Raw genomic sequence first — 20,211 nt, 5'->3', positions numbered from 1 at the left:
TATTAAAATGGATGCTGATTGTGCTGGTTAAAAAAAAGAAATGGGTTGTTATCACTATCGTCATGATTGTTTTTCTTACCGTGCTTTATAACAACTTTCGCCAAAAAGAGACATCTGCGGTTATGGCAGAACAAATTGTCACCGGAACATTAGGTGACGTTATTACTACGGTAAGTGCCGCCGGCGTTATACAACCAACCAGACAAGTCAATGTTGGCAGCCAAATCTCAGGCCAGCTAACCAAGTTATATGTTGAGGTCGGGGATATCGTTGAAGCAGGTAAATTGGTCGCCAGCATTGATGATACTTTTTATCGCACTAAAGTTGAGGCCAGCCGAGCGCGGCTAGAAAAATTGCGGGCTATGTTGCAGGAGGAACAATACGCCTATCAACTTCTGGTCATCACGGAAAAACGCCAAAGAGAGCTTAACCTGCGCTCCGCAACCAGTCAGCAACTGCTGGATGAAGCGGCTTTTGGCGTCAAAAAAAGCCAGGCAAGAATTGAAAGCCTCAAGGCAGATATCAGGCAGAATCAACATATCTTACACAGCGAAGAAGTCAGCCTCAGTTATACCCAAATCTATTCACCCATTGCCGGTGTAGTGACTGCAATCCATGTCGATCCGGGGCAAACGCTGAATGTCAATCAACAGACACCGGTTCTCATGCAAATTGCCGACCTCAAAAACATGACGGTTTATGCAAAAGTTTCCGAAGCAGATATTAACCAAATTGTGACAGGGCAAAAAGCCGCCTTTAAGATCTATGGTGCAAATCAACATATATGGCACGGCAATGTTAAGAAGATTATGTATAAACCTGATCTCATTAATAATGCCGTCTATTATACAGTGCTATTTGATGTCCCTAATGATAATCTCCTGCTCAAACCCAGTATGAGTGCGGATGTCACTATTGTAACCCACGAAAGCGCCGGAGTAGTGACCATACCCAGCGACATACTGAATAATAAACGGCATCAACCTTTGAACGATGATCTAACTACCTATTTTTTACGTGAGATGAAAGATGGAAACATCGTAGTAAGAAAATTGCTAATCGGCCATAACGACGGAAGACGTTCAGTCGTTGTCAGTGGATTGCAGAATAATGAGCAGATCGTTGTACTTGCTAAACAAGATAATCTTGGGGGTAGTAGCAATGATAACGCTAAATAATATCTGCAAAACCTACGGCAATGAGAGTAAACAACATCTTGTCCTGAAAGATATTTGCTTAACCATAGACCAGAATGATTATGTTGCTATTCTTGGTCGTTCTGGCTCAGGGAAAAGTACCTTATTGAATATAATAGGGCTTTTGGATATCGCCAGTGCGGGAGAATATCTTATTAATGATCTCACTGTGACTCAGCAAAAGATTCACTCATTGGCGCTTTTACGGCGAAAATATTTTGGCTTTGTCTTTCAGAATTATAGTCTGCTGGAAAACTACCGTATTGATGAAAATATCTTGATGCCCATGTATTACCTAAAAAGAAACTTCAATTATGACAGAGAACATTTCCATTACTTAATTGATCGCCTCCAGCTTAATAATTTATTAGATAAATACCCGCGCCATTTGTCAGGGGGAGAACAGCAACGGGTTGCTGTAGCTCGCGCTTTGATTAACAACCCAAAGTTTATTATTGCCGATGAACCTACCGGCGCGTTAGATACCACTAATGCGACCAATCTCATGCGGCTTTTTACTGAATTACATCATAAAGGGTGCGGTATCATCCTGGTAACACATGATCAAGCTGTCGCCGAATATGCCAAACGCAAGCTGTATCTGGATAATGGTTGTTTGGTGACTCAATGAGCATGAGTAAAATAACCTTAAAATTCAATGCGTATTTAACCGTTATCCTGTTCAACCTCAAAATGGCGGCACGCTCTCTTACCGCTCATAAAACACGAGTCTTCTTGACTCTATTATGTATTGCCATCGGGGTAGCTTCGATTGTAATCATGCAAGCAATTGGCACAGAAACCAAGCATCATATTGTTAAGGTGGTTTCTTCAATGGGAAGTAATATCATTTCAGTAAAATACAAGGGACAAAAAAACGGCGCTTTCGATTCCCATAATAATTATCTGACGCAAGAGGATATAACGTCACTTGCAGATAACCCCCATATTAGTCACAGCACCCTGTTTTACACCGCGTCAGGAACGATAGTTTCTCCACAAGGTTCTGCTGATGTCCAATTGATTGGCGCCAATGCAGATATCGCGATTATCCGTAATCTGGTGATTGATCGTGGACGTTTTTATACACCACAAGACGACGCGGCTCTGGCAAATGTCGTTGTTTTGGGAGCATCTCTGGCCGAACGACTTTTTCCACAAAAAGAAACCGCATTTGAGCAGAGCATCAAGATCAATGACATCTCAATGCAAGTTATCGGTATCTTGACACAGAAAGGCGAAGGCATGGATGCAGGTGTCGATGATGCCGCATTTTTGCCAGGCAACAGCTATCTGGTACGGCTGTTCGGCCACACGCCTCCTGGCGGCATGGTGCTGAAAGCCAAAGACGCCACTCATATTGAGCCGGTTAAATACGCTGTTGAACAACGATTATCACGGTTTAAACATCAACAAAGCTATGAAATACGTAATACCACGGAATTGTTAAAAACGTTGCATGAAACTCAATCAAAAATTAATCTTTTCCTGTTGTCAATATCATCAGTAACCCTCTTTGTCGCGGGTGTCAGTGTCATGAATACCATTCTCATTAGTGTCAGAGAACGTAGAAGAGAGATTGGTATACGGCTTGCCGTAGGAGCAAGTTATTCCGATATTTTTTACCAATTTCTTACCGAAGCATTTTTGATTTCATTATTGGGAGCACTATTAGGATTGTTATTCTCATTTATCGGTTTCAGAATTTTATTACTATTTGATATTGCGGTTGGCTTCTCTTTCTATTCCTTTTTACTCGCTTCCCTCGCAGCCTGCTTTATCACCGTAGTGTTTGGTGTATATCCATCACATCGCGCAGCCGCATCAGCGCCAATCGAAGGTATCAGAGAATTGTAGCTTGTTCCGTTTCATAAAACTTTTTGGAGATACAATGAAAAATCAGCTTATCCATGAGATCTTACATCGAGAAATCAGAGCGCTTTACCCGGAAGTAGAGACAATACCGGAGGATGAAAATCTTTTTGATATCGGTTTCGATTCGGTAAAAATGCTGATGCTGGTTGATCGGCTAAATGATGCAGGGTATCCAATCAACTTTGCAGACTTAGCTCGCTGGCCGACAATCAACGATTGGATCAAACTGCTCGCAAAAGATAAATAGCGCTGTCTATTTCATGACGAATGGTGGATGATCCATGCAGCCAAATCTGCAATTACCTGCACCGGGATCTGACCTGGTTGCAGATAATCCTCGCCACCATCGCACCCCATTGTGGGCAATAAAATATGATTCAATCCAGTGTAGAGTTTGAACTCTGCCTGCTTATTATTTTGCAGTGCGGTTTTCCACATCGTGAAATCAACATCATGCAAAATCTGGAAATCCTGATCTCCCTGGGCAAAAAATAACGGCATTGCAGGCAAGCTGTTTAAGCAACCAAATGCATGATAATTCTCAATCTGTTTGAGATAACTATCCGGCACTGACAAAAAGCTCTCAAGAGATACTGCGTCTTTCTCTTTCCCACTGGGTAATTGGGATAAAATCACCCGGAGTAAATTACGGAAGGGCGCCGCCAACATCGCAATACCCGTAACATTTAAACCCGATTTTTGCTGTAAGTTCTTTGCAATTAATGGGCTGACATATCCGCCGAAACTGTGCCCAACTAGAAACACTGGCATATCGTGAAATTCAATATGTCCCATTAAACCGGTCAGAATATTACAAGCATCGTCAACAATTTCCGTATTGAGATCGACAACCTCAGGGTCCATATTTCTCTGCCGAATACGGTAATAACGTTTGTCAAAACGTACACTCGCAATTCCATATTGACTTAATTCATGTGCCAACATACGAAACAGTGGATTAGGCCCAACATCATAATCCATCGAATGCGGACCAGAACCCGCAAGCAATAAAACAAGTGCTTTGGCATCATTATGTGGTGACGGCAAACATACCAAACCATCCGGGATATCTCTAAGACCAAACGTCTTTAACGTTTTTTCGATAAAAATACCCTGTTTCGCATGCGCATCAGGTATTGGGCATCGAGATAATGTGAGAGAATCAATTTGCCGATCTTTAATCCCAATATAAAGATTGAACTTTCCATTGAGGGTATTTAGCCGCAGATGACAAGCACCTTGCTGCTGGTAAATAATATCGATATCTGAGTTATACAGATTATCTGCCAATACAGTTAAAGCCAAATCATCAGCCGCCATACGCAATGATTCATTCATTAATTCCCTGGCTGCTTCCCATTGCTCATTAAGCAATGTAGTTATTAATATCTGTATTTCACCTTCCAATGTGGTAATTAAGTTTTTAATAAGCATGTAATTACTCAACTTCTTGCGGCCACAACCGCGATGTATGTACTAAAGCTAAAATCCAGATAGTCCTTATAAACCAGTCAATAGCGCCTGAGTGTCCAAATTACGTTCACTTACGAGCCTTAACCTGTTCTCTTCGAGCCGCAAAAATCGCTTTTACGTCGCTATGTTCAACACCATTACCCTCTTTTACAGATTGGCGTGCGATATCAACCTTTTCCTGAAGGAAAGTACGATATTTATATTCGCGCAGATCTGATTCAAGTTTCATAGTAAAAACAGCTTGTTTACCCATAGTCCCTCCTCGTTTGATATAAAAAATATATACCATTTCATTACCTACAAACAGTAATAAGAAAAGCAGTTTGCAGAAGGCTCTTGAACCTCTTGCTTCTTAAGCAAAGTCTTAATGACGAAGAAGTATACCCGTTATCTTTCAAGTTACCTCTTTGTTGGCTGTACCCGCTCACCTCGGTCACATAGTTCGTATGCTCCCGGAGATTCACTCCCTTGTCGTCGCAATGCATCTTGAAATCCATAGGGTATAGATTAATAATCGTGATAATAACTATCTCGCTCAGGGGGAACAAATTCCAATTTCAGGGTATTAACTATCTTCTCCTTATTTTCAGCAGAAATAACCAAATTCTTTATGCATTTATCAAAATAAGCTTGATTATTATTCAGCATTTGAATGGCAGAGTCGTAAGCTTTATCAACCGTAATACCATATGCAGAGCGCGCTTTATTCCAAGCTTCAACGGGGATACATCCCCATTCGGACTGCATCATGCTTAGATCGATGAGATCTTTACTCTGTGAGGCTTTATCAAGGCCACGATCAACGTTAGCTAGGAGTTTAGCTGCCAATAGATCTACTTTACCCAGTGTTGGCACACCAAGAATACGGGTACCAAACGAAAGATCCAGTCGGGATTCACTCACAAATTCGAGTCTAATAGGAACACCATCAATATTGATGCGTCCTCTAATACCATATTGATCTTTTTTAATCTCTCCAATGGTGGGCACAGATGATGTAAAAAGTGGGGAAAAATCTGTCCCATAAAGGGCTGAACGAAGCTTACTATAACCTTCACGTGAAGAGCACAAAAAATCAATATCGACCGATTCCCTATATTCAGAAAGCATCATAACTATTGCAGTTCCCCCAGCAAAATAGCAATCTGCGTCATCAAGAAATCCATGTGATAAAGAACTTAATACTTTAGCAATACGATTATGATGCTCAAGGCGAAAACTAGACATTCAAAAAACCGTGCCCCTGCTCATGGATGAGTCGTTCAATCAGCTGACGCTCTTGAGGTTCAAGCTTATCTTCTTCGACATATTTCCAATTGCGTTCGTAAAATGCAAGCGCATCACGATCAGTTAGCTCAGTATCCTCAGCCAAATACCAAGCACAATTTTTCATTTGTGGATAATCAGCGATTTTTATCATAATAACCTCTCCTTTCATATTTACAATATAGCAGAGTGAACTGCCAACTCAACCATATTGCAAATGCCCACATATTCACCGCAGTAGCAGCCATAAAGTGATCACGTAGATCTGATTCAAGTTTCATAGTAAAAACAGCTTGTTTACCCATAGTCCCTCCTCGTTTGATATAAAAAAATATATACCATTTCATTATTGACATCCACTCCTACCGACTTAGCCAGGAGTGGATATCCAATGGATTATGCCAACTCTCTCCGTTGTTGAACGGTGACAATATGATCCGCTTTAGCGAGAAGATCGGCATTATGCGAGACAACAATCCACAAGCCAGGCCAGCGCTCAGGTAAAACAGTCCATAAACGACGAGCCGTATCCGTATCTAATGACGAATCGCAGTTATCAACAATATAAACGTCAGCGGGACGACATAACATCCGGGCCAATGCCAAACGTTGACGCTGGCCGCCAGATAATTGACCGGCACTGCCAGAATTAATAACGGTATCGAGTCCTTCCGGCAATTCATATGAGCCGGGCGTCAAACCTACCGCCTCCAGCGCCCGCACCATGACATCATCATCGATATCCTTATCACCCAACGCGAGGTTTTGCCTTACGGTTCCACCAAAAAAACCCGCTTTCTGTCTGGCATATCCGATACGTGGATTCCGCCACCAGTTTTCATTGCCCAGAACCTCTCGGTTATTCCAAAGTACACTGCCGGAACTGGATTTTTCCAGACCAATCAGGTAACGCAAAAAGGTGGTTTTACCCGAGCCAATATCACCGACAATGCCAATAACCTGATTAGTCGTTGCCTCAAACGAAACAGGAGGCTGAGTTTTTGAGTAAGCCAGATGATTAACACTTAGCTTATGTAAGATTTCATCTTGCCCATATTCCTTAGTTTCTTTTTTACTATTCGCCAGAAACTGCCTGATTCGGCTATAGCACACATCAGCATTTTTGTAATAGGCGACTGACCGACCAAAGAAAAGTATCTGTTCACTGATCCAGCCGATATAGGTCAAAAATAATGCCAGATTCCCTACAGTAAAACTGCCATCAACGATCCGTTTACTCACTATCAGTAAAACAGCCGACGTCCCAAGTATGACAATATTTTTGAACAGCCCAGAAAGAAGGTCAGTAAATACCTGATGTTTGGCTTGAATAGCCCGTCGATTGACAAATTTCTGCGATAACCGCTCAATCTGCCCTTCCATTTTGTTGCCAAGACGCAAGTCGCGTATACCCGTTAAGACATCAGTAATCTTGCCGGCAATATCCCCTTGCGATTGACGTTTACTCTTCTGTAAATTCCCTACCTTGCGTTTAAGTATCGCCCCGACCCAAAGGCCCACAATCATAGGCATAAGAGCAAGTGTGGTTATTATGTCAGTGTTGATAAGCACAACTAATGCGATAATTAAAAGTAATGCGCGGTAAATAAAATCAGAGGTCCAACTCAGAAATTCCGCAATCTCATCACTATCATCACGAATACGGTTCAGTATATCGCCTTGAGAAAAAGCCTGTCTCTGATCGTGAGAACAATGGCTCACTCCCCACAAAACCCGCTCTTTCAGGTAAGCACTGACCTTGAAAATCAACGTAAAATCAAAGGTTAATCCCAAGAATAGAAATAGTGATCGCAAGACCATAGTCGCAATCGCAGAGGCCAGCAACCACCAGACGACAGGGTTAGTTGGCTCATTCATTGCTCTATCGAGTAATTTGCTGATTTGGTAACCAATCAACAGAGGAAAACCATGCATTAGCGTCCACACAAACATGGTAATGAAATAGAGAGGAGCAAACTTTTTTATCAGCTCAGTCAAGGCTGGTAGCATTTTAAGTTTAGTTGATACATTGGATATAGTCATACCATAAGCCCATGATTACTCGTTAACATTGCGACTTCTGTTTCAGGGATTCGTTGTTGAATCCGTCCATCATCGATAATGATAATTTCATCAACGACCGAAAGCGTGTGAAGGCGATGTGCAACCATCACTACGGTGCAATTGCGGCTTAACTTTTCAAGCAATTTCAGCCAACTCTCTTCCGTTCGGGGATCAAGCTGAGAAGTTCCTTCATCAATAATCACTAACGAGCAATGCTGCAACATCACTCTGGCGCCCGCTATCATTTGAATTTCTCCTGCTGATAGCATCAGACCATTAGTACCAACCTGTGTATCAAGACCATCTGGCAGTGCCCTAACCCATTCAAGCGCATCTAATTCTTGAAGAACCTCCCAAATTTGATCGTCAGATACTTCATTACTGAAAAGCGTTAAATTTTCCCGCAACGTTGCGGAAAACAGATGAGAACGTTGACTAAGAACAGCAATCTTTTTCGCAAACTCTTCCGGTTGAATCGTTGAGACATCGACATTGCCAATGGTCACTCTTCCTGAATCGGGTCGCGCAAATCCACACATCAAATTAAGAATGGTACTTTTTCCCGCTCCTGTTCTACCAATAATGCCAATTTTGCTCCCCGGAGCGACGTAAAAATTAACGCCATGCAAAACTTGCGTTTCTTCTCCGTTATAACTGAAATCAACATTATCAAAATGGATAGAGAGAGGACCATCAGGCAGTAAATTATCCGATGATTTATCTGGGGTACCTTCATTTAACATTTTTGCCGAAAGTGACAAAGCAGCAAATAATTTCTGTATCAGCTCTATTTCTGATGACATATCCTCCACCGGTTCCCGAAGTTTATCAACATAGAGATAAACCATCGTTAATGTACCGATGCTTAAGCTGCCCACACCAAGTAACTGAAGCCCAAAACCAAAACCTATACCGAAACAGAGTGCAAAGAAGATCTGGGTAATTGGCCAAAAAACCCTGCCGCCAATATAAGCACTGCGTTCAAATTTGAGCAACATTGACAACATCTTACGAAATGCAACGGCAGGCCAATGCGCCTGCGACAATGGCTGTAAATCATCCATTGCATGTAATGAATCACCAACAAAACCAAAGATTTTGGCTTTTTCATTTCGCGCAATTAGCCAACGACGAACAGAAAGCCTAGTTAACTGAATCAATACATACGCCACCAGTATGACGACGATTGCTATGGCAATACCTGCCTGAGGCATGACGCTGAATATAATGATCAATGTCCCTAATGTCAGCGCTAAATTAGCAATGGCTTTGAAACCTGCTTTAGAAATCGTTTTTCCTATAATATCAGCATTACCTTCGATATTTTCCAGCAATTCCCCCTGCGATCGTCGTTCTATTTCCAATACAGGTAAAACTGTCATCACATGATGAAAGAGCTTATATCTAATGGTATCAGCAATCCCCCAACCGGCCTTGGTGCTCATGTAACTGGTGACTAGACTGCCAATAACACCAATCGACGCAATAAAAACATAAATGATTGCCAACATGATAAGTTGATCAACAGTCGTCCCTGATGTCGCCTTATCAACGTAATTCCTAATAATATAAGGACCGCTTAGATCGCACGATAATGTAACGGCTAAGGCCAAAAACGCACATAAAACAGTCGCCTTAAATGGTATGGCGCTCTGTAGCAATATCCGCCATACAGTTAACTTCTTTGACATCACGCTTTTCATCTTTAGGTTATGGCACCTCATTAAAATTAGCGATGTTATTTGCAACATCAGTGTATGCAGCCAACATCAAGATTATTAATAACAGATCGATCACAACAGCAAGATCTGGTTCACATTTAGCAAAATGTAATTATCGCAAAATACCCGCATTTATCACGATCTGATTGAAATGTTTATAAACGCTATCACAAGAAAATAGCCGAAAAATAAAATCGATACCTTATCCTACAATATCAATACCTTTATTAGGTTATTTAATGCACTGATTGAGAAATATATCGCCAATTTGAATAATAAATAATTTATTCCAAATGATGAATCATAGATGGAGTAAAAAAATATCAATAATTCCAATGAATTATAATCATTTTTAAAATATATACGATTATATAAATGAATTCCTATTCAATATTAACACACCTCAACTTGCTCATAATTCAATCAAATTACCTCTTGCAAAGCAGTAGTTTATTCTATAATTGGATTAATTCATATTAACTACTTAGTGGTCGGATAATATTTAGTCATAAGAGGCCAATAAAAAGGGCCTTTCGGCCCAGGTAATCGTTTGCGCAATTAGTCCAAAATAACACCGATACGACGCGCTACTTCCTCATACGCTTCAATCAGGCCACCAAGGCTTTGGCGGAAACGATCTTTATCCATTTTGTTCAAGGTCTCTTTATCCCACAAACGGCTGCCATCAGGAGAAAATTCATCCCCCAGAACTATCTGCCCCTTGAACAAACCAAATTCCAGTTTGAAGTCAACCAGAATTAAACCCGCGTCATCAAACAATTTGCTCAATACTTCATTGGCCTTGTAGCTCAATTCCTTCATTTCAGCCAGATGTTCTTTGCTAACCCAACCAAAAGTTTCACAATAAGACTCATTCACCATTGGATCGTGCTTAGCATCATTTTTCAGAAACAGATCGAACAGAGGTGGATTCAATACCAGACCTTCTTCAACACCAAGGCGTCTAACTAATGAACCCGCAGCCCGATTGCGAATAACACATTCAACCGGCACCATATCCAGCTTTTTAACTAATACCTCAGTGTCCGATAACAGCCGTTCCATTTGTGTCGGAATCCCTGCTTCTGCCAATTTGCTCATAATGAAATGGTTAAATTTATTGTTCACCATCCCTTTACGATCAAACTGTTCAATACGTTCGCCATCCAATGCTGATGTATCATTACGGAACTCCAGCACGAGCAAATCAGGATCATCCGTGGTATACACCGTTTTTGCCTTTCCACGATACAACTCAGCTTTTTTTTGCATCTTATATCTCCAGAGATATTACTACTGTATAAATACCATAGATAAATAATAAAACAGATTGTCGATAAAATCCTGTCCAAAGGGCTGATTTTTTACTATATCAAGAAGAAATGATGTAGAGAGGATATTCTTCACACTGCGCTAGTTTGTTTTTTTATCCGAGATTTTAGCGATCAGACACCGACTTAAGAAACAACGCCCTATCAATAAGCTGGCCTGCATACGCAGGCCTATTTTCATTTGATCCCATGCAAAGCATTTTCTGCCTTGACAGAAAGGGGGGTGAATTGAGCCGCTCTCAGTTCTGTCAGCGCATAGAGGAGGCGTCCCATCCTGCCATTACCATCAGTGAAACCGTGAAAACCGACGACAGCGGCAAAAAGCTGTTTTCCAATCTGGGGATTTTCCTTATCCAATGTCTCCAAATGATGTGCCAGCATTGCTGCTCCACCTATACTGGAAGGAAGGCTCCCACCGCTGATTGCTGGACCGCGATAATCACGCTCTATGTTTGGAACCAGTCTATGATGAAGTTCCTTGAGGACTTGGCTATCAGTCAGATCTTTGCCGTTATAGGTATACTCCTCGAGTAGCGCGGTGAAGTTACTCCACTCATTCCCCCCCGAAGTCGACGCCTTAAGTATCCAGGCCGCAGCCCGATCAACATTATCAGTTAATTTACCTGGGTTATAAAACTCTTCAGGAAGTGTTTCTGCGTAAATGCCCTGGTTAAGATCTTGGCCTCTTATTGCTTCTTGATGATGTAGGGCTGCCAGCAAGTTCTTCTCTTCCATCATCAAAACTGGCTCAAGACTGGCAACAGCATTAGCAGCCGAAGATTGCTTACGCAATTGTTCAAGGCTGACAAAAGACTGTTGAGGGGCAACCAATTTGTTGGTCAATTGAGCTGTTGCCTGGCGCCCCATCAAATCCTGTAATTTTCTACCCGTTTCTGTATTTTGTAGCGATTCTGACATAGTACGCTGTAGTAAAAGCGTATGTTCAGCCAACATGGCTTCTGTCATTTTATGGGTATCTACCGTCCTTAATTTTTCTAGTACTTGTTCTGATGTCTGCAAACTACCATCCTTAAACAACATACGAGCATGGCTGACCGAATCTGTACTCTGTAAACGCTGTTGCTGTGCCCCCTCAGTAGAAAAGAGGGTTTTAGTCGCCTCTTTGGCTACTGAAGCACTACTGCCATGTAAGAAAAATTTACTTACTCCTTCAAAGAAGCGGGCAAGTTGATCACTTTTTGGATGCGTACGCAAAACCTGTTGCAGATCTGCATTAATATGGTACTCACGGCCAGCAATTTGCAGTTTACCTTCGCTCCGAACCTGCTCTTGTATTTGTGGCGAGGCATGCTGTAATACAGCAAGATTCTTAAATTCGATCATAAATCATTCTCCTGTCATAAGACGGCTGCAAGGTACTTTTCTGTGATAGTGACGATGGAAATTTATTTGCCCAAGTAATAAATTCAGACAATTCATGCTCCAACTTATTGGCCGTTAGATGTAGTAAGGGCAATATTTTATACGCAACAACCCCAAGCTCCTGATGCCAACCAATACCAGGCAGCCGGTTATTTAATGGATTGAGTGCTGTATTGAGCAAATAACGAAGAGTATCAGCGTCTGCTGAATCTGGAAGTACCATATCTATCTGGCAAATAATGACTAAATGTTCTTCCTGGCGACGCAAAATAACAGGCATAGAGTTGTCGACGAGTAAGAAGCAATTCCCCTCTTCATCAAAGGAGAGTCCATTCATGCCTAACTTAGTCGCCAGTTCGGTCATTAATATATTAGTGAAATGATCATTCATAGTAGAGAAAGGAAAATCAATTATTTTGATGGCAGGATTTTAAGCTTTCAGAAATATGATGACTGTCAGATATAGCCTATCTTTTGTATATTAGCGACCGGTATTAGGCAGTTACAGATAACCGCTTTATCACAGATAAATTCAAAATTGACTATCGAGGATTCAAGGAAAAATTGCGTTGGGGGTCTTATTAATCTCGCGCCAAACTCGTTTTTTATATAAAAACCAAAACGCTAGCTAATAAACAACCAGCGTTTTGTCAATAATCCAAGGGGCTTTTCACCCCGTTATTAGACCTATAACCCCGTTGTCTGGCTAAAAGCGGCCTTCAACGCTGCAACTAATTCATCATTTTGTGATTGGGTCAACGGTTTACCTTTATCACTAATAAACTGTAAGCTGCTCCGGTTATTCAAATCACCAACCTGTAATTTGTAATCACCTTCACTAATGGATGGTTCACTAACACCCATTGATTTCCAGCTAGATGAGCTGAGGCTTTTATAAGTCACAGTGATAGCCCCTGTTGAACGGCTGCGGCTACCCACTTTCATGCCTACTTTTTCCAGTGCCGCCGGTAATCTATCCCAAACAATATTATATGGCGCACGAACAATTATCTGAGGTAATCCAGACATGTCACCGCCACTCTGTACATCCAATGGGCCTAGATTACGCGCCACGGCATCATCGCTAACGCGTTCGCGCCGCTGGTTCACACCTTCAATTAATTCATTGAGCATCAGTGAGTTATAACGCTGGATTTCAATAGGATCAGTGACCTGTTGATCACCTTGTCTCAGCCCTTCATTAGTCACGGATAACTCAATCTGATAGCTCTGGCGTGCAACACTAATACGATGACGAGTCTGATATGAAACATTTTCATCTGCGCGCGGCCAATCGATCCAATCAGTTGTCAATGTCTGGCTAGCATCATCGCGTTGGCTAACTTGATAACCTTTTTTCAACAGAACATTGTTGATCTGCGACCACAAATGGCTATTCTCAGGAGTGCTTTCAAGTAGCAATTTACTGCTCTTTGCACTGTTTTCAGTACGGGAACCACTCAACAGGGCTAATGTTTGAGATGGAGGACGAATATCAAGCGCTTTCCCAACCTGCCCTTTAGAGGCTATTGCTGGAATATCATATTCACCATTCTGCAATGGCAATACCATACCCGCGGGAACTTTCAACGCCTTCAGGGGAGGTGTTTCAAGATATGTGTCATCATCATTGACTTGGCGCTTATAGCTCTGGTCATTAGAACAGGCCGCCAGTAACACGACAAGTGACATACCTGCAACCTTTATCACCTTCGATTTTTGCAACAATATTGCCATTAAAATTCCCTAAATTTTACAGTAATCCGGCCGTTTTCAAGGCTTTTTCAACTGAGACTTTTCCTGCATCTGTCAATGGCGTCATCGGCAAACGCAGGGTGTCATCAGCAATCAGACCCAATTTGCAACATCCCCATTTAACTGGAATCGGGTTAGGTTCAACAAATAGCTGACGATGCAAATCCATCAAGCGATTATTTACCTTACGCGCCTCTGCAAACTGGCCGTTTAATGCCAATTCACAAAACTTCGCAACATCAGGCGCTGCAATGTTTGCAGTAACAGAAATAACCCCTTTGCCACCAAGCTGGATAAAATCCAACCCACTTGCATCATCGCCACTCAATAAGATGAAACTATCATCATTAACCAATTCTTGGATTTGACTGACACGATTTAAGTTCCCTGTAGCTTCTTTAATTGCGACAATATTTTTAATTTTCGCCAAACGCGCTACAGTTGACGGCAGCAGATCACACCCGGTACGAGAAGGCACATTATATAGAATTTGTGGTAAATCCGTATTTTCAGCAATCGTTTTAAAATGCTGATATAAACCTTCTTGCGACGGCTTATTATAATAAGGCGTTACCGTTAGGCAACCAACAACGCCACTGTTTTCAAAACGTTTCGTTAGGGATATTGCCTCAGCAGTCGCATTTGCACCTGTTCCGGCAATAACCGGAATACGCCCATCAGCCAATTCTACGGTTGTCAAAACAACATCACCGTGCTCATCATGACTCAATGTGGCTGATTCTCCGGTTGTCCCGACCGAGACTATCGCTGATGTCCCACTAGCAACATGGTAATCGATTAACTTTTTCAAACTGACCTTATCAACCTGACCATTTGCATCCATTGGTGTTACCAGCGCAACAATGCTGCCTGTAAATTCAAATCTCCCGCTAGACATTACATTACCCCCTATACAAACAAGAACTCAATGGTACTTTTTAGTCATCCAGAAGGAAACTATTTAACACGGAATTTCAATGAATTTTGTTAATACCAGATAACCTCCATTAAAAAGAAGTGATAATCAAAGTAATTTGTTGAAATTCAATGTCAGTGAATGGGAACACAATATGGGAACGCAATAGAACAACTTTGGTGCGATTGGCCTTGGCAGTATAGCCTTTTTATGTTTACCTTAACGAAACCATAGCAGAGAAGGAAAAGTGACTTTGCCACAATCACAACAACATTTTCTCGTTATAACCGCTTTAGGCGCTGACCGTCCGGGTATCGTCAACACCATTACTCGTCTTGTGAGTGAGTGTGGTTGTAACATTGAAGACAGCCGCTTAGCCATGTTTGGTGAGGAATTCACCTTCATTATGCTGCTTTCCGGTAGCTGGAACGCTATCACAATGATTGAATCTTCACTGCCACAGAAAGGAGCCGAGCTCGATCTTCTTATCGTCATGAAACGCACAAAGTGCGATGCCCATACAACATTTCCTTCCACGGTTTCCGTTAAGGTTGATGTTGATGATTCACCCGGTATTGTCGAGCAGTTTACCAATCTGTTTACCACACAGGATTTTAATATTGCTGAACTGGTATCAAAAACACAGCCGGCAGAAGGCGATATCCCTTCTCGGTTGCAGATCCAGATTACCGCCCATAGTCTATTAGAGGATGACGGCATAATTATTAAGCAGGCGTTTAATAAGTTATGTACAGATCTAAACGCACAAGGCAGTATTAGTATTCTTGAACCACTTTAGTTGAAAGATTAAACGGAGAATACGGGATGAACCCATTGAAAGCCGGTGATAAGGCCCCTCAGTTCAGCCTTCCTGACCAAGATGGAGAAACAATCAATTTATCTGATTTCGAAGGTCAGCGTGTTTTAGTCTATTTTTACCCTAAAGCAATGACTCCTGGTTGTACTGTACAAGCTTGTGGTCTGCGCGATGAAATGGATACATTAAAGGCATCCGGTGTTGAAGTGCTAGGCATCAGCACAGATACCCCAAGTAAATTGTCACGCTTTGTGGAGAAAGAAATGCTGAACTTCACATTGTTGTCCGATGAGGATCATCAAGTTGCTGAACAGTTTGGCGTCTGGGGCGAGAAACAGTTTATGGGAAAAATCTATGATGGTATCCACCGTATCAGTTTCTTGATCGATACCAACGGCAATATTGAGCACGTTTTTGATAAATTTAAGACCAGTGATCACCACCAAATCGTGGTGAACTATCTAAAACAGCACCCTTAAATAGAAAATGATTCAAAATTTAATCACGCTCATTTAACAGCTCAAGACGCCAAAGGCAAGTACGGGAGGGATATCCCCATCCCGTGCTTCTTCTAATACGGGTACCAGTATCATTAAAAATAGATTTACTCTTTTATTTCATCGTCTTCTGCTATAACTATCTCTTCCGGCCATGCATGGATCACCGCCTTAATCAGCGTCGCCAGCGGAATAGCAAAAAATACGCCCCAGAATCCCCACAAACCACCAAAAGTAATCACAGAAAGAATGATTACCAAAGGGTGCAAGTTCACCGCTTCGGAGAATAAAATCGGCACCAGCAAATTACCATCCAGCCCCTGAACGACCAAATAAGCAATAATCAAGGTCCAGAAATCTGTCCCGACTCCCCATTGAAATAGCGCAACCAGCACAACAGGAATTGTGACAATCAGCGCCCCCACATAGGGAATTAGCACTGATAACCCAACCAAAACAGAGAGCAGTAATGAATAATCCAATCCAAGAAATACAAACACCGCGTAGGTACAAATACCGACGATCGCCATCTCGGTGACTTTACCCCGAATATAGTTAGTAATTTGTTGATTCACCTCGCGCCATACCTGTCCGGCCAAAATGCGGTTACGTGGCAGGACCCGTTGCAATGCTTGCAGCATTTGGGTTTTATCTTTTAGCAAGAAAAAGGCCATCAGCGGCACAAGAATCAGATAGATAGCCAGCGTTAATAAACCAATCAACGAAGCCACCGAAAATTTCACCACAGATTCTCCAGCCGTTGAAATTTTGCTACGCAGATTTTCAGCCATTACATCAATGATGCCAGCATCAACCAAAACCGGATAACGAGCCGGTAATGTTTGGGCATATTCATTAAACCGATTAAGCATATTGGGTATATCTGACAACAGATTAATCCCCTGCTGCCATGCGGTTGGCGCGACAATAAAGATAACCAACAAACTAATACCAGAAAAAATAATCAGCACAATACAAACAGCCACTGTGCGCGAACATCCCAATCTTTCAAGTTTAGCCGTTGGCCATTCCAGCAAGTAGGCAAGAACAATCGCTACCAGCAAAGGCGCCAAAATGCCATGTAAGAAATAAATAATGCAAAACCCTGCTAAAAGGATGACAAATAACGCAATAACTTGCGGATCAGTAAACCGACGGCGATACCACTGTATAATCATATCCAGCATTGACCAGGCTCCTTGATAGCAATATTCATATTTCTATTTTTCTTAAAAATTGTACTAATTGATTAATTTTAAGGTACCCTTGTTTATCATACACGCATTATCTAAGACGATGGCCAAATGAGAGCACTTTTGTTTTATGAAAATAATGTCTAATCAATCTCTGACAGCAATATTAATCAGTACATTATTGCTCACAAGTCCCCCAGTTCTCAGCGCCTCTATTGAAGATTCATTGCCGGATATCGGCACCACGGCAGGTTCAGTCCTGAGCATCAATCAGGAACTGGCAATGGGAGATTTCTACGTTCGCCAGATGCGTGACAACGCTCCACTGATTTATGACCCATTGTTGACACAATATATTAATGCCATTGGACAAAGGCTAGTGGCTCATGCTGACTCGGTTAAAACGCCTTTCCATTTCTATCTGATTGATAACCCGAATATCAACGCTTACGCTTTCTTTGGCGGAAATGTGGTACTCCATGCCGCACTTTTTCGTTATAGCCGTAATGAAAGCGAGCTTGCCTCCGTAATGGCTCACGAAATTTCTCACGTCACTCAACGCCACCTGGCGCGAATGATGGAAGATCAGCAACGTACAGCACCGTTAGCCTGGGCAGGCACGTTGGGTTCTATCCTTTTGCTAATGGCTAACCCGCAAGCAGGAATGGCAGCCCTCAGTGGTACTCTTGCCGGTGTACAACAAGGCATGATCAGTTTTACTCAATCCAATGAACAAGAAGCTGATCGCATTGGCATGCAGACATTACGTAAAGCTGGCTTTGATCCTCAAGGGATGCCGGCTTTTATGCAGATCATGGTAGATCAAACCCGTTACAGTTCTAAGCCGCCGGAAATGTTACTCACTCACCCGTTACCTGACAGCCGCCTTGCCGATGCGCGTAACCGCGCTAATCAATATCCGGCCCAGAACATTCCACAATCTCAAGATTTTCTGTTCGCCAGAATCCGGGTTATGGGCATGTACAGCACAGAACAACGCGGCTATCTTGAGCAAATTTTAGAAAATTACCGTAGAGGCACAGCTAAAGAGCAACTTGCCGCCGCTTATGGCCGGGCAATCTTGCTTTCTCAAGATAAAAAATACACCGAGGCACGGGCTATTCTGGAACCACTATTAGCAAAACAGCCGGATAATGTCTGGTTTATTGACACAATGACTGATATCGACATTGAACAGAACCGAATTGCTCAAGCTATCACCCGGTTACAGAACGCCTTACAAAAACAAAAGGACAATTTGGTATTACAAATTAATCTTGCTAATGCGCTTATTCACGCAAAACAATATCAACAAGCTTTAAAACTGCTCCACCGCTATACATTCAATAACCCGGATGATCCAAACGGTTGGCGCCTGATGGCCGAAGCCGCCGCCAAACAAGGCAAACGCCATGAAGAACTATCAGCGTATGCTGAAGAAATGGCGCTTCGCGGTCAATTTGACAATGCCATCAAGTATCTCAGTAGCGCCAGCGCACTCGTAAAATTAGGCAGTTACGATCAAGCACGTTATGATGCTCGTATCGATCAATTACGCCAGCTACAACAGCGTTACAGTCAATACAAACGTTAAGGAACTCTCATGCAACAGGTGACGATTTATCATAATCCCCGCTGCTCCAAAAGCCGTGAAACTTTGGCTCTTATTGAAGAACGGGGAATTAAACCACAGATTATTCTCTATCTGGAGGCTCCTCTCACTGTAGAGCAATTATCCGTTTTGCTAGAACAGCTTGGTTTCCATGATGCTCGCCAATTGATGAGAACCAAAGAAGATCTATACAAGGAGCTAAATCTAGCTGATGAAAAACTCACTCAGCATGATTTACTGAAAGCGATGATTGCCAATCCTAAACTGATTGAACGCCCAATCGTCGTTTGCGGTGATAAAGCTAAACTTGGGCGCCCACCGGAAAAAGTAAAAGAACTTCTTGATTGATAAGAATAGATATGATGATGGTGACGCCACCATCATCATCTTCAAAGATGCAAAATATCTTTCACAAATGGAATCGTCAGCTTGCGCTGGGCAACTATCGAAGCGTGATCTAACTGATTTAATGCCATAAACAGAGTCCGCATTTCTCTGTCTAATCTTTTTAGTAAAAAGCGCCCTACATCTTCTGGCAATTCAAAGCCGCGTAACTTCGCTCGCAATTGCAAAGCTTGTAATTTCTCATCATCGGAAAGCGGCTGTAATTTATAAATTTGCCCCCAATCCAGACGAGAAGCCAAATCAGGTAACTTAAGATTAATCTGGCGAGGTGGACGATCGCCGCTAATAAGCAAACAAGTGCGGCCAATCTCCAGAATGCGATTATAAAGATTGAAAATCGCCATTTCCCACTCTTCATCACCAGCGATACTCTCAATATTATCGATACAAACCAGTGATAAGTGTTCCATGCCATCAAGCACCTCAGGGATAAAATAGGCACGTTTATCCAGCGGAACATAACCCACAGCTTCATCTTTCAGGGACAACTCAGCACAGGCGGCATGCAACAAATGACTTCGGCCCCCACTGTCACGGGACCAAAAATAAATATAGCTGCCATGCGGCTGATTAATGGCCAATTTGATTGCAGCTAACAGGGTGGCGTTTTCCCCCGGAAAGAAACTGGCAAAAGTTTCATCATCGGGAAGATACAAAGGTAACGAAAGCTGCGATGGTGTGTTCAGAAGCACCTCAAACAGAGCTGG

At 42.2% G+C, this 20,211-nt stretch carries 22 protein-coding genes; 8 read left to right on the top strand and 14 right to left on the bottom strand.

Annotated elements, in window-relative coordinates:
• Positions 1 to 20: 20 nt before the first annotated feature.
• The 4 genes from EAE92_RS11245 to EAE92_RS11230 are packed head-to-tail and all read left to right on the top strand — an operon-like array spanning position 21 to position 3,318.
• Positions 21 to 1,178, top strand: coding sequence for an efflux RND transporter periplasmic adaptor subunit (locus EAE92_RS11245; RefSeq protein WP_214068147.1), 1,158 nt, complete (start codon positions 21 to 23; stop codon positions 1,176 to 1,178).
• The gene (locus EAE92_RS11240; RefSeq protein ID WP_214068146.1) at positions 1,162 to 1,827 is read left to right on the top strand and encodes an ABC transporter ATP-binding protein; all 666 of its coding nucleotides are present in this window, start codon (positions 1,162 to 1,164) and stop codon (positions 1,825 to 1,827) included. The genes EAE92_RS11245 and EAE92_RS11240 overlap by 17 nt, the downstream gene beginning before the upstream one ends.
• Before the next feature lie 2 nt (positions 1,828 to 1,829).
• Positions 1,830 to 3,053: an ABC transporter permease gene (locus EAE92_RS11235; RefSeq protein ID WP_214068145.1), complete on the top strand. Its 1,224-nt coding sequence runs from the start codon at positions 1,830 to 1,832 to the stop codon at positions 3,051 to 3,053.
• Between the two features lie 34 nt (positions 3,054 to 3,087).
• A complete protein-coding gene (locus EAE92_RS11230) occupies positions 3,088 to 3,318 on the top strand; it encodes a phosphopantetheine-binding protein (protein ID WP_046394789.1) in 231 nt (76 codons plus the stop codon).
• Positions 3,319 to 3,329: 11 nt separating this feature from the next.
• Here the strand turns inward: EAE92_RS11230 and EAE92_RS11225 are convergent, their stop codons facing one another.
• The 12 genes from EAE92_RS11225 to dapA form a co-directional block, all read right to left on the bottom strand.
• On the bottom strand, positions 3,330 to 4,505 hold the full coding sequence (locus EAE92_RS11225; protein ID WP_214068144.1) for an alpha/beta hydrolase: 1,176 nt from the start codon (positions 4,503 to 4,505) through the stop codon (positions 3,330 to 3,332).
• A gap of 106 nt (positions 4,506 to 4,611) precedes the next feature.
• Positions 4,612 to 4,797, bottom strand: coding sequence for a hypothetical protein (locus tag EAE92_RS11220; RefSeq protein WP_214068143.1), 186 nt, complete (start codon positions 4,795 to 4,797; stop codon positions 4,612 to 4,614).
• Positions 4,798 to 5,051: 254 nt separating this feature from the next.
• The gene (locus EAE92_RS11215; protein WP_214068142.1) at positions 5,052 to 5,771 is read right to left on the bottom strand and encodes a nucleotidyl transferase AbiEii/AbiGii toxin family protein; all 720 of its coding nucleotides are present in this window, start codon (positions 5,769 to 5,771) and stop codon (positions 5,052 to 5,054) included.
• On the bottom strand, positions 5,764 to 5,964 hold the full coding sequence (locus EAE92_RS11210; RefSeq protein WP_046397888.1) for a hypothetical protein: 201 nt from the start codon (positions 5,962 to 5,964) through the stop codon (positions 5,764 to 5,766). Before EAE92_RS11210 ends, EAE92_RS11215 begins: the two co-directional genes overlap by 8 nt.
• Positions 5,948 to 6,115, bottom strand: a complete 168-nt coding sequence (locus EAE92_RS11205; protein ID WP_181150187.1) for a hypothetical protein — start codon at positions 6,113 to 6,115, stop codon at positions 5,948 to 5,950. The genes EAE92_RS11210 and EAE92_RS11205 overlap by 17 nt, the downstream gene beginning before the upstream one ends.
• Before the next feature lie 91 nt (positions 6,116 to 6,206).
• Positions 6,207 to 7,853, bottom strand: coding sequence for an ATP-binding cassette domain-containing protein (locus EAE92_RS11200; protein ID WP_214068141.1), 1,647 nt, complete (start codon positions 7,851 to 7,853; stop codon positions 6,207 to 6,209).
• On the bottom strand, positions 7,850 to 9,565 hold the full coding sequence (locus tag EAE92_RS11195; protein ID WP_246545140.1) for an ABC transporter ATP-binding protein: 1,716 nt from the start codon (positions 9,563 to 9,565) through the stop codon (positions 7,850 to 7,852). The genes EAE92_RS11200 and EAE92_RS11195 overlap by 4 nt, the downstream gene beginning before the upstream one ends.
• Positions 9,566 to 10,153: 588 nt before the next feature.
• Positions 10,154 to 10,867 (bottom strand): phosphoribosylaminoimidazolesuccinocarboxamide synthase, encoded by a 714-nt coding sequence (gene purC / locus EAE92_RS11190; RefSeq protein ID WP_105397116.1) that lies wholly within the window; start codon positions 10,865 to 10,867, stop codon positions 10,154 to 10,156.
• Positions 10,868 to 11,103: 236 nt separating this feature from the next.
• A complete protein-coding gene (locus EAE92_RS11185; protein WP_214068139.1) occupies positions 11,104 to 12,270 on the bottom strand; it encodes a VopS family T3SS effector adenosine monophosphate-protein transferase in 1,167 nt (388 codons plus the stop codon).
• Entirely contained in the window at positions 12,257 to 12,700 is a 444-nt protein-coding gene (locus tag EAE92_RS11180; protein ID WP_214068138.1) for a type III secretion system chaperone, read from the bottom strand. The genes EAE92_RS11185 and EAE92_RS11180 overlap by 14 nt, the downstream gene beginning before the upstream one ends.
• Before the next feature lie 296 nt (positions 12,701 to 12,996).
• Entirely contained in the window at positions 12,997 to 14,046 is a 1,050-nt protein-coding gene (gene bamC / locus EAE92_RS11175) for an outer membrane protein assembly factor BamC (protein WP_214068137.1), read from the bottom strand.
• A 16-nt stretch (positions 14,047 to 14,062) separates the two neighbouring features.
• On the bottom strand, positions 14,063 to 14,962 hold the full coding sequence (dapA, locus tag EAE92_RS11170) for a 4-hydroxy-tetrahydrodipicolinate synthase (RefSeq protein ID WP_214068136.1): 900 nt from the start codon (positions 14,960 to 14,962) through the stop codon (positions 14,063 to 14,065).
• Between the two features lie 271 nt (positions 14,963 to 15,233).
• Here dapA and EAE92_RS11165 point away from each other — a divergent pair, with 271 nt between their 5' ends.
• Together EAE92_RS11165 and bcp are read left to right on the top strand one after the other, a co-directional pair.
• Complete coding sequence (locus tag EAE92_RS11165; protein ID WP_214068135.1) at positions 15,234 to 15,779, top strand: glycine cleavage system transcriptional repressor; 546 nt, start codon at positions 15,234 to 15,236, stop codon at positions 15,777 to 15,779.
• Positions 15,780 to 15,805: 26 nt separating this feature from the next.
• Entirely contained in the window at positions 15,806 to 16,276 is a 471-nt protein-coding gene (gene bcp, locus EAE92_RS11160) for a thioredoxin-dependent thiol peroxidase (RefSeq protein WP_214068134.1), read from the top strand.
• 125 nt (positions 16,277 to 16,401) lie between these two features.
• Here the strand turns inward: bcp and EAE92_RS11155 are convergent, their stop codons facing one another.
• Positions 16,402 to 17,481, bottom strand: coding sequence for an AI-2E family transporter (locus EAE92_RS11155; protein ID WP_214068133.1), 1,080 nt, complete (start codon positions 17,479 to 17,481; stop codon positions 16,402 to 16,404).
• Positions 17,482 to 17,617: 136 nt separating this feature from the next.
• Here EAE92_RS11155 and bepA point away from each other — a divergent pair, with 136 nt between their 5' ends.
• Both bepA and arsC read left to right on the top strand, forming a co-directional pair.
• Positions 17,618 to 19,081, top strand: a complete 1,464-nt coding sequence (gene bepA, locus EAE92_RS11150) for a beta-barrel assembly-enhancing protease (protein WP_214068132.1) — start codon at positions 17,618 to 17,620, stop codon at positions 19,079 to 19,081.
• A gap of 9 nt (positions 19,082 to 19,090) precedes the next feature.
• Entirely contained in the window at positions 19,091 to 19,447 is a 357-nt protein-coding gene (gene arsC / locus EAE92_RS11145) for an arsenate reductase (glutaredoxin) (RefSeq protein WP_036805162.1), read from the top strand.
• Between the two features lie 41 nt (positions 19,448 to 19,488).
• On the opposite strand, the gene hda is transcribed toward arsC, so the two are convergent.
• Entirely contained in the window at positions 19,489 to 20,196 is a 708-nt protein-coding gene (gene hda, locus EAE92_RS11140) for a DnaA inactivator Hda (RefSeq protein ID WP_011146972.1), read from the bottom strand.
• Positions 20,197 to 20,211 lie beyond the last annotated feature (15 nt).

Origin of the sequence: Photorhabdus hainanensis (assembly GCF_018448965.1) — a bacterium.
Classification (GTDB): Bacteria; Pseudomonadota; Gammaproteobacteria; order Enterobacterales; family Enterobacteriaceae; genus Photorhabdus; species Photorhabdus akhurstii.
Note: the sequence above shows the minus strand (reverse complement) of the source record. Positions and strands in the feature narration are given on the sequence as shown.